Annotated in this window: 15 protein-coding genes; 7 read left to right on the forward strand and 8 right to left on the reverse strand. The window is 64.9% G+C overall.

Going from position 1 to position 15,720, the window contains the following annotated elements; all coding sequences use genetic code 11:
- Both VFB18_RS03515 and VFB18_RS03520 read left to right on the forward strand, forming a co-directional pair.
- Positions 1-183, forward strand: a 183-nt coding sequence (locus VFB18_RS03515) for a hypothetical protein (RefSeq protein ID WP_324971076.1), incomplete at its 5' end; no start/stop codon positions are given.
- 160 nt (positions 184-343) lie between these two features.
- Positions 344-2,401 (forward strand): PBP1A family penicillin-binding protein, encoded by a 2,058-nt coding sequence (locus tag VFB18_RS03520; RefSeq protein WP_324971078.1) that lies wholly within the window; start codon positions 344-346, stop codon positions 2,399-2,401.
- A 64-nt stretch (positions 2,402-2,465) separates the two neighbouring features.
- Here the strand turns inward: VFB18_RS03520 and VFB18_RS03525 are convergent, their stop codons facing one another.
- The 5 genes from VFB18_RS03525 to VFB18_RS03545 all read right to left on the reverse strand — a co-directional run bounded on the left by VFB18_RS03525 (position 2,466) and on the right by VFB18_RS03545 (position 7,070).
- Complete coding sequence (locus VFB18_RS03525; protein WP_324971080.1) at positions 2,466-3,308, reverse strand: SprT family zinc-dependent metalloprotease; 843 nt, start codon at positions 3,306-3,308, stop codon at positions 2,466-2,468.
- Positions 3,309-3,397: 89 nt separating this feature from the next.
- A complete protein-coding gene (locus tag VFB18_RS03530) occupies positions 3,398-4,669 on the reverse strand; it encodes a polyhydroxyalkanoate depolymerase (protein ID WP_324971082.1) in 1,272 nt (423 codons plus the stop codon).
- A 111-nt stretch (positions 4,670-4,780) separates the two neighbouring features.
- Positions 4,781-5,389, reverse strand: a complete 609-nt coding sequence (locus VFB18_RS03535; protein ID WP_324971084.1) for an SCO family protein — start codon at positions 5,387-5,389, stop codon at positions 4,781-4,783.
- The gene (locus VFB18_RS03540) at positions 5,389-6,240 is read right to left on the reverse strand and encodes an ABC transporter permease (protein WP_324971147.1); all 852 of its coding nucleotides are present in this window, start codon (positions 6,238-6,240) and stop codon (positions 5,389-5,391) included. The genes VFB18_RS03535 and VFB18_RS03540 overlap by 1 nt, the downstream gene beginning before the upstream one ends.
- Positions 6,241-6,242: 2 nt before the next feature.
- A complete protein-coding gene (locus tag VFB18_RS03545) occupies positions 6,243-7,070 on the reverse strand; it encodes an ABC transporter ATP-binding protein (protein WP_324971086.1) in 828 nt (275 codons plus the stop codon).
- A gap of 65 nt (positions 7,071-7,135) precedes the next feature.
- Here VFB18_RS03545 and VFB18_RS03550 point away from each other — a divergent pair, with 65 nt between their 5' ends.
- The 3 genes from VFB18_RS03550 to VFB18_RS03560 all read left to right on the forward strand — a co-directional run bounded on the left by VFB18_RS03550 (position 7,136) and on the right by VFB18_RS03560 (position 9,830).
- Positions 7,136-8,542, forward strand: a complete 1,407-nt coding sequence (locus VFB18_RS03550; protein ID WP_324971088.1) for an ActS/PrrB/RegB family redox-sensitive histidine kinase — start codon at positions 7,136-7,138, stop codon at positions 8,540-8,542.
- A 197-nt stretch (positions 8,543-8,739) separates the two neighbouring features.
- Entirely contained in the window at positions 8,740-9,318 is a 579-nt protein-coding gene (locus tag VFB18_RS03555; protein WP_324971090.1) for an ActR/PrrA/RegA family redox response regulator transcription factor, read from the forward strand.
- 29 nt (positions 9,319-9,347) lie between these two features.
- Complete coding sequence (locus VFB18_RS03560) at positions 9,348-9,830, forward strand: hypothetical protein (protein ID WP_324971092.1); 483 nt, start codon at positions 9,348-9,350, stop codon at positions 9,828-9,830.
- Here the strand turns inward: VFB18_RS03560 and VFB18_RS03565 are convergent.
- Entirely contained in the window at positions 9,827-10,315 is a 489-nt protein-coding gene (locus VFB18_RS03565; RefSeq protein WP_324971094.1) for an MmcB family DNA repair protein, read from the reverse strand. The genes VFB18_RS03560 and VFB18_RS03565 overlap by 4 nt on opposite strands.
- A gap of 219 nt (positions 10,316-10,534) precedes the next feature.
- Here VFB18_RS03565 and egtB point away from each other — a divergent pair, with 219 nt between their 5' ends.
- Together egtB and egtD are read left to right on the forward strand one after the other, a co-directional pair.
- Complete coding sequence (gene egtB / locus VFB18_RS03570) at positions 10,535-11,770, forward strand: ergothioneine biosynthesis protein EgtB (protein WP_324971148.1); 1,236 nt, start codon at positions 10,535-10,537, stop codon at positions 11,768-11,770.
- The gene (gene egtD / locus VFB18_RS03575) at positions 11,767-12,768 is read left to right on the forward strand and encodes an L-histidine N(alpha)-methyltransferase (protein WP_324971095.1); all 1,002 of its coding nucleotides are present in this window, start codon (positions 11,767-11,769) and stop codon (positions 12,766-12,768) included. The genes egtB and egtD overlap by 4 nt, the downstream gene beginning before the upstream one ends.
- Before the next feature lie 58 nt (positions 12,769-12,826).
- On the opposite strand, the gene VFB18_RS03580 is transcribed toward egtD, so the two are convergent.
- Positions 12,827-13,066, reverse strand: a complete 240-nt coding sequence (locus VFB18_RS03580) for a hypothetical protein (protein ID WP_324971096.1) — start codon at positions 13,064-13,066, stop codon at positions 12,827-12,829.
- A 180-nt stretch (positions 13,067-13,246) separates the two neighbouring features.
- Entirely contained in the window at positions 13,247-15,679 is a 2,433-nt protein-coding gene (gyrB, locus tag VFB18_RS03585) for a DNA topoisomerase (ATP-hydrolyzing) subunit B (protein ID WP_324971098.1), read from the reverse strand.
- Positions 15,680-15,720: the final 41 nt, after the last annotated feature.

Genomic DNA, 15,720 nt, shown 5'->3' on the forward strand with positions numbered 1-15,720 from the left:
ATGAACCCCGAGCAGCTGTGGGAGACGACGCTCGACGTCAACACGCGCACCATGCTCCAGGTGAAGATCAAGGAGGGCGAGGACGCCGACGACGTCTTCTCGCGGCTGATGGGCGACGTGGTCGAGCCGAGGCGCGAATTCATCCAGGAGAACGCGCTGCAAGTCGCCAATCTCGATGTTTAGGGCTGGGCCAGGGAGCTAAGGGGGCGGCCTCGATCAACCAGGGTGCGCCAATCCTTTAACGCTGTATCAATCCGGAACGCCTAGGGTCTCCGCATCGGCTCGCGCGAGGCGGAAGCACGCCTCGCCGGCGCCTGTTGCTTGGCTCATCGGGGCGGACATCATGAACGGCGCGCGAGGGAGCGGACGGCCCGGCGGCAAAGGGCCGGTCCGCATCGAGCCTGTCTTCGGCATCCGCCGCGACGCCCCAAAACGCAGGCGTACCCCTCCCCGCGTCAAGCGGCGCCCGCGGCGGAGGCTCAGGCGCGTCGCGGCGCGGCATCCCTACCTCTACAAGGCGCTTCGCTTCGGTCTGCTTGCGGGCATCTGGGGCACGATCGTGATCGGGCTCGCCATGGTCTATTTCATCGCCAGCGTCCCCGATCCCATCATCGCCGCACTCGACGACCGGCCGCCCAACGTCACCATCCTCGCCGAGGACGGCACCGTGCTCGCCGAGCGCGGCCTGCGGCGCGGCCATGTGCGCCTCGACGTGCTGCCGCCCTATCTCGCCAAAGCGGTGATCGCGACCGAGGACCGCCGCTTCTACTCGCATTGGGGCATCGATCCGATCGGGCTTGTGCGCGCCTCCTTCCGCAACGCCTCGGCCGGAACGGTGGTCGAGGGCGGATCGACCATCACCCAGCAGCTCGCCAAGAACCTGTTTCTCTCGCCCAAGCGCACCATGCTGCGCAAGCTCGAGGAGGTGGTGTACGCCATCTGGCTCGAGCAGCGCTTCAGCAAGGACGAAATCCTCGAGCTCTATCTCAACCGCGTCTATTTCGGCGGCGGCACCTATGGCATCGAGGCGGCCGCGCGGCACTATTTCGGCCGCTCGGCGCGCTCCGTCACCCTGCCGCAGGCGGCCCTGCTTGCCGGCCTCCTCAAGGCGCCGTCGAAATACGCCCCGACGCACAGCGTCAAGCTCGCTTCCGAGCGCGTCGACGAGGTGCTCGAGAACATGGTGGAGGCGGGCTTCCTCAAGCCCGAAGAAGCGCGCGCGGCGAGCCAGCAGCCGCTCGATCTGTCGGCCAAGGGCGACGACACCGGCTATCCTTACGCGGTCGATTGGGTGGCCGAGCTCCTGCCCGAATTCGTCGGCGACAACGACAGCGATCTCATCGTCGACACCACCATCGACGCACGTCTCCAGCTCAAGGCGCAGGCCTCGCTCCGCCAGATCCTCGACGAACAGGGCGGCGAGGTGGATGCGAGCGAAGGCGCCGTCGTGGTGCTCGATCCGCAAGGGGCGGTGAAGGCGCTGGTCGGCGGGCGGTCCTATTCGTCGAGCCCGTTCGATCGCGCGCTCAAGGCCGAGCGCCAGCCGGGCTCGGCGTTCAAGCCGTTCGTCTATCTCGCCGCGCTCGAGAGCGGCTACACGCCCGACTCGCGCGCCTATGACGGGCCGACGACCGTGGCTGGCTGGTCGCCGCGGAACCATACCGGCACCTATCGGGGCGAAGTGTCGCTCAGAGAGGCCATGGCGCAATCGCTCAACACGGTGGCGGCGCGGCTCGGCGCTGAGGTCGGCGGCTGGCGCATTGTGCGCACGGCAAGGCGGCTCGGCATTCACTCCAAGCTGCACTCGAATCCTTCGATCGCGCTCGGCACGGCCGAGGTCAACCTGCTCGAGTTGACGAGCGCCTATGCGCCCTTCGCCAATGGCGGGCAGGGGGTCATGCCGCACATCATCCAGCGCGTCAGGAACGGCGACGGCAAGGTCCTCTATCAGCGCCAGCGCTCGACCACGGGCCAGGTCGTGGCACTTCCTTTCGTCGCCGAGATGAACGACATGCTCAACACGACCGTCCTGCATGGAACAGGGCGGCGCGCGGCGATTCCCGGCCAGATCGCCGCCGGCAAGACCGGCACCACGCAGAATTTCCGCGACGCCTGGTTCATCGGCTACACCGCCTACTACGTCGGCGGCGTGTGGATCGGCAACGACGACGGCGCGCCCATGCGCAAAGTGACGGGCGGCATGCTGCCGGCGATGGTGTGGCACGACATCATGCTCTACGCGCATGACAACAAGCCGCCGCTTCCGCTTCCCGGCACGCACGCGCCGGGCATCGAAGGCGTGGCGGCGCGGCTGCCGTGGTCCTCGCCGCAGACGAGCGAGGATGGCCAGGCGGAACCGCTCTACCGCCGCGTCATCGGTATCTTCGGCGGTAACGGCTGAACCGGCCCCTGGATCGCCGAGTCAGGCCCGGCGATAACGCAAAGCGTCCCTGGCCAGTGACCGATTATTCGATGCTGCGCTTCGGCGAATAGCCGCGCGATGAGGGATGCATTCCTTCCGCGCCGTAGCGATGCAGGCTCGCGCCGTGCTTCCTGAGCCAGTTCCTCGCCTCTTCGTGCCGCGGCATGGTGCGCTCGACCAGCCCCCAGAAGCGCGCCCCGTGATTCATGTGGGCGAGATGCGCCACCTCGTGCGCGGCGAGATAATCGAGCACGAAGGGCGGTGCGAGCACGAGCCGCCAGGAGAATGACAACGCACCGCTTGTCGAGCATGAACCCCAGCGCGTGGTCTGGTCGCGTACATAGATGCGATTGGGCGCAAGATCGAGACGGCGGGCGTGGGTCTCGACGCGCGCCTTGAGGTCGAGATGGGCCTGGCGCTTCAGCCAATCGAGCAGCCGGCGCGGCGCGTGCTCCTCTTCGCCCGCGACATGGAGGCGCGGCAGGCGCCGCACCGAGACATGCGCGCCTTCGGGCCAAGCGGGAGCGGCCTTGGCATCCTCAGGTTCCTCGATCCACACCACGCCGCGGCGCCGCACCAGCCCCTCGAAGCGGAGCGTATGGGCATAGCCGCGGAGCGGCACGATGGCGCCGTGGGTGAAGGGCACGGGCTCCGACAGGCCGGCGACGCGCTCCTTCAACCAGTCGAGATGACGCGAGAGGAACTCGTCGGCGTCGGCGAAGCTCGAGTAAACCGGCATCGTCAGGATGGCGCCGCGCCTCGCTTCGCTCACCTGAAGGCTGAAGCGCCTCGCTCGGGCGCTCCGCCGCAACAGGATGGGAATACCGAGCCCGCGGACCTTGACCTCGATGGTCTCGCCGCGACCGAAATTGAGTCGCTTAAGCATGGTTACGCTCCCTACCGCCGACCCGAGTGCCCCTCGAATCGACGGGAGCTACGATAGCACAGGGTTTTGGGAGAGCGCGCGCCTCTCTCTTAGGCAGCGAGACCGAACGCCCTCGCCCAAATTCCCCTACGGCGTTGATGTGTCTTGATAAAATCGCGGATTCGCGGCGCTATTTCGGCCCGGAAGCGTTTTCCATTGAACACGCCATAATGGCCGACTCCGGCTTGGACGTAGTGCTCGCGCATGTTGGAGGGGAGGGATTTGCACAAATCTTGTGCAGCCTTTGTCTGGCCCAACCCCGAAATATCGTCCTTCTCCCCCTCCACGGTCATCAAGCCGACCCGCTGGATTTGGGCAGGGTCGACCCTTTTGTTGCGGTGCACCATGGTCCCCTTGGGCAGCCTGTGCTCGAGGAACACCGTCTCGATGGTCTGGAGGTAGAACTCGGCTGTGAGGTCCATGACCGCGAGGAACTCGTCATAGAACTCGCGATGCTTGTCGGCCGAATCGCCGTCGCCCCTGATGAGATTGTGGAACAGCTCGCGATGCGCGGTGATGTGGCGGTCGAGATTCATGCCCATGAAGCCGCTGAGCTGGAGGAAACCTGGATAGACGAGCCGCATCATGCCGGGATAGGGCCACGGCACCTGGGTGATGACGTTGTGCCGGAACCAGTTGAGGCTGCGGCCCTTGGCGAACTCGTTGACCGCGGTCGGATTCTCGCGCGTGTCGATAGGCCCCGCCATGAGGATCATCGAGCGCGGCACGGCGGGATCGTTCATCCCCTCCATCAAGGAGACGGCCGCGAACACCGGGACGGTCGGCTGACAGACTGCCATAATATGCACATTTCCGCGAAAAAAACGCAGAAAATCAATAATGTAGTCGATGTAGTCATCGAGGTCGAAGGGGCCAGCCGCGCGCGGAACGAAGCGCGCATCCTGCCACTCGGTCACATAGACTTCGTGGTCGGGAAGGAGGTCGCGCACTGTCCCCCTGAGCAGCGTCGGGTAATGTCCGGCGAGCGGCGCCACGACCAGCACCTTCGGATCCCTGCGCCGGCGCCACGCCGAGACGTTCCGCTCGAAATGGACGAGATTGCAAAAAGGCTTCGAGATCAGCGTGCGCTCATGCACCGCGACCTTGCGGCCGCCCACCTCGATCGACTTGATGCCCCACTCGGGCTTCTTGTAGCGGCGGGTGGTCCGCTCGAATAGCTCAAGAACCGCAGCGGCGCTCCGGCCCATCGGCGTATAGGCCGCCGGGTTAAGCGGATTGCGGAACAGCAGCCGATAGGCGTCGGCCGCGGCCCGGGCAGGGGTCAAAGCAGCCTGGTTCAACTCGTAGAGATGGTAAAGCATGGATCGACCTCCCGCCCACGATACACCGTGATTGCTGCATCGCGGAATCAAATGGTGATTCTATGCTGCAATGCAACGTCAGTTTGACGCGCAGGCGGTTTGGACGCGCGGCTAAAGGTAGCGGCGCAAGGTTTCTGCGATTTCTGCGGCAGGAGTTCCGTAGCTGAAATGAGCGATGTATTCCCCATTCTTATCCATGAGATAAGCAATCGTCGAATGATCGATGCTGTAATCGCTCTTTCCACTATTATCTTTATATTCGAATTTCGAGAATGTGACGCGATAAGCCTTGGCAGCGGCTGCAACGGCCTCTGGCGACCCCGTCAACCCTACAAACTTGTCGCCAAAATTCTTGACATAGGCTCCGACGGCTGCGGGCGTGTCGCGCTCGGGATCGAGACTAATAAAGACGGGGACGACTTCGGATGCCTTGGGCCCGAGGTCGGTGAGAGCCTGCGACATGATTTGGAGCTCGGCTGGGCAGACATCCGGGCAATGCGTGAAGCCGAAGAAGACAAGCATATAGCGGCCTCGGAAATCCTTGTCGGTGACCGTCTTACCGGTCTGATCGACGAGGGTGAAGGGACCGCCGATCAACGCCTTGCCGGACGTCTTGACCTGCGGCCCCGAGGCGCTCTGGGTGATAATGAGCGCGGCAGCCCCCCCGAGCGCGCCGACTAGGAAGCCAAACACCACAATGCTGAGCAGGCGCCAGCGCATTATTCACCGAGCTGAAGAAGAGTGCCGTTTTCGCGCGCGCTTCTGAGGAAGCGGCGGAAGATCATATAGCCGGCCAGCAGATAGACGGCATTGAGCGAAAGCGCCCACCACAATTCCCTCGCATCGAACACGTGATGCAAGAGGATCGAGCGCATGCCCTCGAACACATGGGTCGGCGGCAGCGCAAGCGCGATGACCTTGAGCCAGTCAGGCAGGACCGAGACCGGGTAGTAGACGCAAGCGAGCGGCAGCAAGAGGAAGGCGAGCGACCAGGCAAGCTCCTCGGCGCCGAGCCCGTAGCGCAGGATCACGCCTGCCGAGATCAGCCCGAGCGACCAGCTCGTCAGCACGAGCACGGCGAAGAATGCCGCGAGCGCGAAGCCGAGATCGAGCAGATTGAAGCCGAACAGGAAATAGGCGGCGATCGCGACCGGCACCATGCTCACGCTCAAGCGGATCACGCTCCACAGGCAAAGCGCCGCGACGAGCTCGTAGGCGCGCAGCGGGCTGGTGAGAAGATTGCCGAGATTGCGCGACCACATTTCCTCGATGAACGTCGTCGAAAAGCCGATCTTCGAGCGGAACAGGATGTCCCACAGCAGCACCGAGCCGATCAGAACACCCGCGCCTTGCGCGAGGGGACTGGTGGTGCCGGCGAGATATTTTTGCAGGAACCCCCAGGTCAGCATCTGGAGGAACGGCCAGTAGATCAGCTCAACGAGTCTCACGCCCGAGCTGAGCAAGAGATAGAGATAACGGCGGACGAGCGCGCCGATGCGCCGTGCGCTCGCGGCAAGGCCGGTCGGCGGCAGGAGAATCGGCTCGGCTCCGCTCCTTTGCGCTTCCGTCATGGTCATGACGTGGCCCTCGCCGGCGTCTCGCCCCCGGCACCGTCTTTGGACTTACGGCCGCGCCGGCGCACCACGTCGAGGAACACGTCCTCGAGCGTCTTGCGCCCATAGGTCGCGATCAGCGCCCGCGGCGTTCCGTCCTCGATGATCCGGCCCTTGTCGAGCAGGATGACGCGATCGGCCAGACGCTCGACTTCGGTCATGTTGTGCGAGGCGATGAGAAGCGTGGCGCCGCGATTGCGCGCGTAGTCCTTGAGCTTGCGCCTGATCCAATCGGCGGTGTCAGGGTCGAGCGAGGCAGTCGGCTCGTCGAGCAGAAGGAGATCGGGAGCGTTGAGGAAGGCCTTGGCGAGTCCCACGCGCGTCTTCTGTCCGGCCGAGAGCTTGCCCGTGTCGCGGTCGAGCAGCGGCTCGATTTGGAGCTCGCCCGCGATATGGGCAATGCGCTCCTCGGCATTGGCGATGCCATAGAGGCCGGCATAGACGGAGAGGTTCTGCTTGACGGTGAGCCGCGACGGAAGATCGACGTAGGGGCTCTGGAAATTCATGCGATTGGCGACGAGGCCGCGCTCTTTCGTCACGTCCCTGCCGAACACCCTGACTTCGCCCGAGGTCGGCACCACGAGCCCGAGCAGCATGGCGATGGTGGTGGTCTTGCCGGCTCCGTTGCCGCCGAGAAGCGCCACCGTAGTCGCGGGATCGAGCGTGAAGCTGATATGGTCGACGGCCGTGACTGTGCCGTAAATCTTGGTCAAATCGCGCACGGCAACGGGCAGATTTGCGCCGTTTGCGCGCGTCTCGACGCCCGGTTTCGCCACTCGCTCGTCCATGCTCTTGCGCTGTGCGCCCGCTTTGTCGGAATTATGGCTCTTTCGCCACGTGGTAGGCTTCACGTATGGCTGCAGTCGACAAGAGTCAAACCGCGCGCCGGGCGAGCCTTCCGGACGGGCTCAGGCCCGGGGAAACCCGGCTCAGGCTTCAGACCATCGTGCGTCTGCGCTGGCTCGCGGTGCTCGGCCAGAGCGTCACTGTGATCGGCGCCTATTGGGTGATCGGCATCGATCTTCCCATCGGCTGGTGCCTCGCTGTGATCGCGCTCTCCGCCTGGACCAACGTCATCCTCCGCATCCGCTATCCGGCGAGCCAGCGACTCCGGTCGAGCTACGCCTTCATGATGCTCGGCTTCGACGTGCTTCAGCTCGGCGCCTTGCTGTATCTCACCGGCGGGCTCGAGAATCCGTTCGCCTTCCTGCTCATCGCGCCGGTCGCGGTTTCGGCTTCGATCCTGCGCCTCCGCGTGACGGCGGCGCTCGGGCTTCTCGTGATCGTGCTCGCCACGCTCCTCACCACCTTCCACCACCCGTTGCCCTGGTTCCATCACTCGAACCTCTTGCTGCCCTTCCCCTATGTCATGGGGATATGGGCGGCGCTCGTATCGTGCATCCTGTTCATCGGTTTTTACTCGTGGCGCACGGCGGAAGAAGCGCGCCGCATGGCCGAGGCGCTCGCCGCCGCCGAGATGGTGCTCGCGCGCGAGCAGAGATTGTCGGCGCTCGACGGGCTTGCCGCCGCGGCCGCACACGGTCTCGGCACGCCGCTTGCGACCATCGCCGTCGTCACCAAGGAGCTGATGCGCGACACCAAGCCGAACGATCCGCATTACGAGGACGTCGTCTTGCTGCGCACCCAGGCCGAGCGTTGCCGCGATATTCTGGCCGAACTTGCCGCGCGCGGCGAGCAGATCGACATCATCGTGTCGCGGCTTCCGGTAAGCCATCTCATCGAGGAAGTGGTCGCGCCGCACCGGCTGGTCACCGTACCGATCGAGGTGCGCACCGGGCCGGCGGCGGGCGTCGCGCCGGGAAGCGCTGCGGCGATCGAGCCGGTCACCGAGCGCAATCCGGGCGTGCTCTATGGGCTCGGCAATCTCATCGAGAACGCCGTCGACTTTGCCGATGCGAAGGTGGAGGTCGAGGCGCGCTGGTCCGAGGACGAGGTCAGGATCGTCATCGCCGACGACGGCTCGGGTTTCCCGCCGCATGTGCTGGAACAGCTCGGCGAGCCGTTCGTCACCACCCGCCCGGCGCAGAGCTTCCGCCAGGAGGCGCCGGATGAGCATATCGGCATGGGTCTCGGCTTCTTCATCGCCAAGACGTTGCTCGAGCGCTCGGGCGCGACGCTTGCCCTCGCCAATCGCGAGCCGCCGGAGGCCGGCGCGGTGGTAAGCGTGATGTGGCCGCGGTCGAAGTTCGAGCGCGCGCCCGACGAAATTAGGCCGGCGCCGGAGCCTGCGGCACTTTGACGGGGGAGAGCGCCCCCCTTTACCAAGTTTATGGGCCCTTATCGGCAACATTACCGGGTGTTCATTTCCCCCGAGCCTCATACTTTGGTAGCGTTGCCCGCCCTCGCCAAAGCTCTTAGTTGATGGCCGTAATGGCACCGGAGTTGACCAGGGCGCTTAGTTGTCGGACATGAGCCAGAACCATCAGGAGCTCTGACATGGAAGCTCACCAGGTTTCGCCGACGCCCTATCAGGGCGGGCCGGTTCCCCAGGAGAACACCCTTCTCATCGTCGATGACGACCGCGCCTTCCTCGCGCGGCTCGCGCGGGCCATGGAGACGCGCGGCTTCGAGGTCGAGGCCGCAGCGTCGGTGGAAGAGGGCTTGGCCGCTCTCAGGCGCAGACCGCCGGCCTTCGCCGTGGTCGACATGCGGCTCGAGGACGGAAACGGCATCGACGTGATCGCGGCGCTCAAGGGCATCCGGCCCGAGGCCCGCGCCGTTGTGCTGACCGGCTATGGCAATATCGCGACCGCGGTCACTGCGGTGAAGCTTGGCGCTGTGGATTATCTCGCCAAGCCCGCCGATGCCGACGACGTCTACAACGCGCTGGTCAACAATTCGACGAATGCCAAGGCGCCGCCGCCCGAGAACCCGATGTCGGCCGATCGCGTGCGCTGGGAGCACATCCAGCGGGTCTACGAGCTTTGCAACCGCAACGTCTCGGAGACGGCGCGGCGCCTCAACATGCATCGCCGCACGCTACAGCGCATCCTCGCCAAGCGCGCCCCGAAATAGCGCGGTAGGCTTCGCTCTGAGAGGGACCATTGCTGCGCAAATCGCTCATGGCGTTCGCAGTTGCGAGCGGCGCCTCGTCTTCCGCAGCTTTGGCGGCGGACTCTATTGTGCCACCCGTAGTTTCCCAGCTCGAAGGCAGGCTCGGTCTGTTGAAAGCACTCGAGTCGCAACGCAACAGAGTGCAGGGCTATTGGCAGCGCCGTGAGCGTATCGTCGCGGCCTCGGATCCGGTTGCGGACGTCCGCGCCGACGCCAAAGCGGGCCCGGTCGGCCCAATGGTTGTCAGCTCGGGATATGCCCCAATTTACACGGCGCCCGGCCTCAAATGCTCCGGCGATCTCATGCGCGGGGCAATTTACCATGTCGAATTCGGCGATGCTTTGACGGCCGATCAGCGGAGCTTCCTGGAGGTATTTGCCCGGTACGCCGAGGCCTACAACAGGTACCTCTACGCGCAAGGGGCGTTGGCCTCATTGCACTGCAGCCCGACTGAGACAATCCCCGGCCGCTAAATCTCAAGCCCGCAGGCGGGGTCGAGGTGAAGCTGCAAACGCAGCGCCGCAGCACGGGCGAACGACAACATCATCGCCTTGCGGCGCGCGGCGGATAGCCGCTCCTCCATGCCCTCGCGCACCAGCTCGGCGCCGTAGCGGTCGGCGAGGATCAACCCTACCTCCTCGGGTATGACCTCGCGCGGGAAGTCGGCGGCCACCGCGAAATAGAGCCGGTCGCAGAACTCGAGATAGTCATGCCACTTCGCATCGGTCCGATAGTCGATGAGGCAGGATTTGATCTCGACAATCGAGACGCCGCCTGAGGGCGAGAGCGCGACCACGTCCGCGCGGCGCCCATTGGCGAGCGGAAGCTCGGTGACGACGGAAAGACCGAGCGCGCGGAAGGCGCGGCAGACCCCGCGCTGGATCTCGGCCGCGACCTCCGATTGGCGCCTATCGAGACAAACGACCGTATCGTCAGTCCTGGAAGCGGCTTGCCTCATCCTGAACTCCACGGAGAATCACACTGCACTCACCAAGTTTTGATCCATGGTTCCTCATTTCATGAAGCGGAACAAGCTGGTAAATGTGGCGTTCAAAGTGCTCAGCGAATTTGGCCCAGGCCTCCTGGGCTTTCTCACCGAAGCCCCAAGCACGGAGTGCTGACATTGAGTTCGCGGACCGCCATTCTCGCCGAGCCGAAGGGTACCTCTCGATCCAATATGCCATCGCTCAAGACGCGGCTCATGGAGACGCGGGTGCTCTCATGCGAGCTCGCCGCCCCATTGAGCGACGAGGACCAGGTTGTCCAGGCGATGGACGATGCGAGCCCGACCAAATGGCACCTCGCGCACACCACCTGGTTCTTCGAGGCCTTCGTGCTGAAGCGCTTCCTGCCCCACTACCGCGTGTTCGATCAGCGCTTCGAATATTGCTTCAACTCCTACTACGAGAGCGTCGGCCCGCGCCATCCGCGGCCGAAGCGCGGCCTTCTCACGCGCCCGTCGGGAGAAGAGGTGCGCGCCTACCGCGCCTTCGTCGATGAGGCGCTTGCGCGGCTGTTCGACCAAGAGCTTCCAGCCGAGGCCTGCGAGCTGATCGAGCTCGGCATCAATCACGAGCAGCAGCACCAGGAGCTTCTGCTCACCGATATCCTCGCGCTCTTCGCCGCCGAGCCGCTCAAGCCGGCCTACCGCCAGGCGAGCCCAGGCATCCTCGTGGGCGAGCAAGCGCCGCTCGACTTTGTGGCTTTCGACGGCGGCATCTTCGAAGTGGGCCACGACGGCGACGGCTTCGCCTACGACAACGAGAGGCCGCGGCACGGGGAGCTGATCCGCCCCTTCAAGCTTGCCACGCGGCTCGTCACCAATGCGGAGTGGATCGCCTTCATCGAGGACGGCGGCTACGAGACGCCGACGCTCTGGCTCGCCGACGGCTGGAACACGGTCAAGACGCAAGGCTGGAACGGCCCGCTCTATTTCGAGGAGGCCGACGGCGGCTATATGCAGATGAGCCTCATGGGCCTCCGTCCCGTCGATCCCGCCTCGCCCGTGACCCATGTCAGCTATTACGAGGCCGACGCCTTCGCCCGTTGGGCCGGCTACCGGCTGCCGACCGAATTCGAGTGGGAGGCCGCTTCGGCGTCCGTGCCCGTCGAGGGGCGCACCCTCGGCAAGGGACACTTGCGCGCCATGCCGGCACAAGGCGGCGCGGGCCTCGAGCAGATGTTCGGCGATGTCTGGGAGTGGACGGGAAGCGCCTATCTCCCCTATCCGGGCTTCAAGGCCGCGCCCGGCGCCGTCGGCGAATATAACGGCAAGTTCATGTGCAATCAGTTCGTGCTCAGGGGCGGCTCCTGCGTGACGCCGGAGGGCCATATGCGGCGGACTTATCGCAATTTCTTCTACCCCCATCAGCGCTGGCAGTTCATGGGCCTGCGCCTGGCTGCCGACGCATGATGGAGGGCGACATCACGTTTGAGCTGCCCGATGGCGTGACGGTCTCCTTGGAGAGCGCGCGGGCGAGGCGCGCGCCCGAGGCCGACGAGTTTGCCCGTGCCGTCCTTGCAGGCTTGGCCTCCAGACCGCGCGAGATCCCCTGCCGCTTCTTCTACGACGCTGTGGGATCGGAGCTGTTCGAGGAGATCGCCAAGCTCGACGAGTATTATCCGACGCGGGTCGAGGCGGGGCTGCTCGAGGCCCATCGCGAGGAGATCGCGGAGCTTGCCGGGCCGTCGCGCGTGCTGATCGAGTTCGGCTCAGGCTCGAGCCGCAAGACGAGCCTTTTGATCGGCGCGCTCGAGAGCATCCCGGCCTATGTCCCCATCGACATCGCCTCGGAGAGCCTGAAGGAGGCAGCCGGGTGGCTCTTGAGGCAGCATCCGGGGCTCACCATCATGCCCCTCATCTCCGATTTCACCAGGACGCGCGCGCTTCCGCTGCTCGCGCGCGGGCGGAGGAAGCTCGGCTTCTTTTCCGGCTCGACCATCGGCAATCTAACCCACGATGAGGCGCGCGCCTTCCTCGCCAATGCCGCGCGGCTCCTCGGCAAGGGCAGCCTGTTCCTCATCGGCGTCGATCTCAAGAAGAGCCTCTCGGTCCTGCTCCCCGCCTATAACGACGCCAAGGGCGTGACGGCCGCCTTCAACCTCAACCTGCTCGCGCGCATCAACCGCGAGCTCGGCGGCGATTTCGATCTCTCCCGCTTCGCTCACGAGGCCGTCTACAACGAGAGACACGGCAGGATAGAGATGTATCTCGTGAGCCTCGTGCGGCAGACTGCTCGTGTGCTCGGCAATCCCTTCGCCTTCGCGGAAGGGGAGCGCATCCACACCGAGAATTCCCACAAATATACAGTCGGCGAGTTCCAGGCGCTCGCAAGCCGCGCAGGCTGGCAGCCGGTCAAAGCCTGGGTCGATCCCGAGCAGCTCTTCAGCCTGCACCTGCTGCGGCTCTAGGGCCGAGCCAAGGCCGGCATAACACGGCCCCGCAGAGCAGCGTCCTCGCGCGGCCCGATCAGTGCGCTGTCTCTTCCGCGAACAGCGGCAGCATGCGGTCGCGCATCAAATGCACCGCCTCGCTGATGGTGCGGACATTGGTGCGCGGCTCGAGGCACTTGATACCGCTTTCGAGGACAGCGCGCACGTCGGCCCGCGTCAGGATCTTGCGCTCGACCAGATGTTCGAGAAGTGCCAGCGTCGTCACGCCGTTGGCGACGGCGATGGCCTGATCGCTACAGCCCAGGAAGCTAATCATGGCGTCTTCTCCCTTCCCCCCGAGAGACCTTGTTGTTGTCCCCGTATTATAACGCGCGAGCCGCCCTTTTCGGGGTCCATCGCGAACTCTTATTCTCGCTCCCCACAAATTCGAGCGCAGACCCCAACGGCCTCTTCCCGTTGAGGAGCGTGTTCGAGAAGCGTCTTGATCCGGGCGCCCCTAAACATCCAGGTTGGCCACTTGCAGCGCGTTCTCCTGGATGAACTCGCGCCGGGGTTCCACCTCCTCGCCCATCAGCCGCGAGAAGATGTCATTCGCTTCGTCGCCCTCCTTGATCTTTACCTGGAGCAGGGTGCGGGTGTCGAGGTCGAGCGTGGTCTCCCAGAGCTGCTCCGGATTCATCTCGCCGAGGCCCTTGTAGCGCTGCAGCGTTAGCCCCTTGCGGCCGGCCGTCATGACCGCGTTGAGCAGCTCGGTCGGCCCGTGCACGACGAGGTTCGCATCCTTGCGCTTGAGCGTCGCGGGACGGGCATAGACCTCCTGCAAATGCGGGGCGAACGAGTCGAGCTTCAGCGCGTCGGCGCTGGCGATGAACGGCCCGTCGATCAAATGCGATTCCATCACGCCTCTGAGTTCGCGCCAGAAGCGCAATCCGCCCTCGGGCAACGCCTCGCCGTGCCAGCCGCGCTCGGTCTCCTCCGAAAGCGCATCGAGCCGCTTGGCGATATAGGCCGCGGCGGCCTGGGAGTGCTTGCCCTCTTTCAGGACTTTCGGATTGAGCGCGCCCGCGATCGCCGCCTGCTCGACGATAAAGCGCGGGTAGCGGCTGTGCATCCCTTTGAGGATGCCGGAGATCCTGCGCGCGGTCTCTACGATGTCGCGCAAATCGCCGCCGCCTCGTGCCGCGCTGTCGCCGGTGACGAGAAGGGCATCCTCTAGCCCTTCCGAGATCAGATAATCCTCGAGGGCCTTCTCGTCCTTGAGGTAGCGCTCGGACTTGCCGCGCGACACCTTGTAAAGGGGCGGCTGGGCGATGAACAGATTGCCCGCCTCGATGATCGACGGCATCTGCCGGTAGAAGAAGGTGAGCAACAGCGTGCGGATGTGCGAGCCGTCCACGTCGGCGTCGGTCATGATGATGATTTTGTGATAGCGGAGCTTCGAGAGATCGAACTCGTCGCCGATGCCGGTTCCGAGCGCAGTGATCAGCGTGCCGATCTCGGCCGACGACAGCATCTTGTCGATGCGCGCCCGCTCGACGTTGAGGATCTTGCCGCGCAAGGGCAGCACCGCCTGGAAGGCGCGGTCGCGCGCCTGCTTGGCGCTGCCGCCGGCACTGTCGCCCTCGACCAGGAACAGCTCCGACTTGGCGGGATCACGCTCCTGGCAGTCGGCGAGCTTGCCGGGAAGGGACGCCACGTCGAGCGCGCCCTTGCGCCGGGTCAGTTCGCGCGCCTTGCGCGCCGCCTCGCGCGCCGCGGCCGCCTCGACGATCTTCCGCACGATGTTGCGCGCTTCGCCTGGGTTCTCCTCGAACCAGGCCGAAAGCGCGTCCGCCATGACGCTCTCGACCACGGGCCGCACCTCCGAGGAGACGAGCTTGTCCTTCGTCTGGCTCGAGAATTTCGGATCGGGCACCTTGACCGAGAGTACGCAGGTCAGTCCCTCGCGTGCGTCGTCGCCCGTCAAGTCGACCTTCTCCTTCTTGGCGATGCCGGACGCGGCGGCATAGGTGTTGACGGTGCGCGTGAGCGCGGCGCGGAAGCCGGCGAGGTGCGTGCCGCCGTCGCGCTGCGGGATGTTGTTGGTGAAGCACATCACGTTCTCGTGGTAGCTGTCGTTCCACCACAGAGCGGCCTCCACGCTGATCTTGTCCTGCTGGCGCTCGACCACGATCGGCTCCGTGATCAGCGCATGCTTGGTTCGGTCGAGGTAGCGGACGAAGGCGCGCAGCCCGCCCTCGTATTTCATCTCCTCGATCTTGGGCTCGACGCCGCGATGGTCGGTTAGGACGATGCGCACGCCGGAATTGAGGAAGGCAAGCTCGCGCAGACGATGCTCGAGCGTCGCATAGTCGAACTCGACCATGGTGAAGGTCTTGGGTGAAGGCACGAAGGTGATGCGTGTTCCGGTCTTGGGCCCGGCCTCGCCGACCACTTTCAGCGGCGCCTCGGGAACGCCGTCGTGGAAGCGCATGAAATGCTCTTTGCCGCCGCGCCAGATGGTCATCTCGAGCTTGGAGGAGAGCGCGTTTACCACCGACACGCCGACGCCGTGCAGCCCGCCCGAGACCTTGTAGGAATCCTGGTCGAACTTCCCGCCGGCATGCAGCTGGGTCATGATCACTTCGGCCGCCGAGACGCCTTCGCCCTTGTGGATCTCGGTCGGGATGCCGCGGCCGTTGTCCTCGACCGTAACCGAGCCGTCGGCGTTGAGCGTGACGAGAATTTCGTCCGAGAAGCCCGCGAGCGCCTCGTCGATGGCGTTGTCCACCACCTCGTAGACCATGTGGTGCAGGCCCGAGCCGTCGTCGGTGTCGCCGATATACATGCCGGGCCGCTTGCGCACGGCATCGAGGCCTTTCAGCACCTTGATCGACTCGGCGCCGTACTCGGCAGCGGCTTGGGCTTTGCGTTTTGAGGCTGGGGTCATGGGTCCTTGAAAGCGGTGTTTTGGGGTCGCATCGAGAGGGT

Source organism: Methyloceanibacter sp., from assembly GCF_035650995.1.
Taxonomy (GTDB): Bacteria; Pseudomonadota; Alphaproteobacteria; order Rhizobiales; family Methyloligellaceae; genus Methyloceanibacter.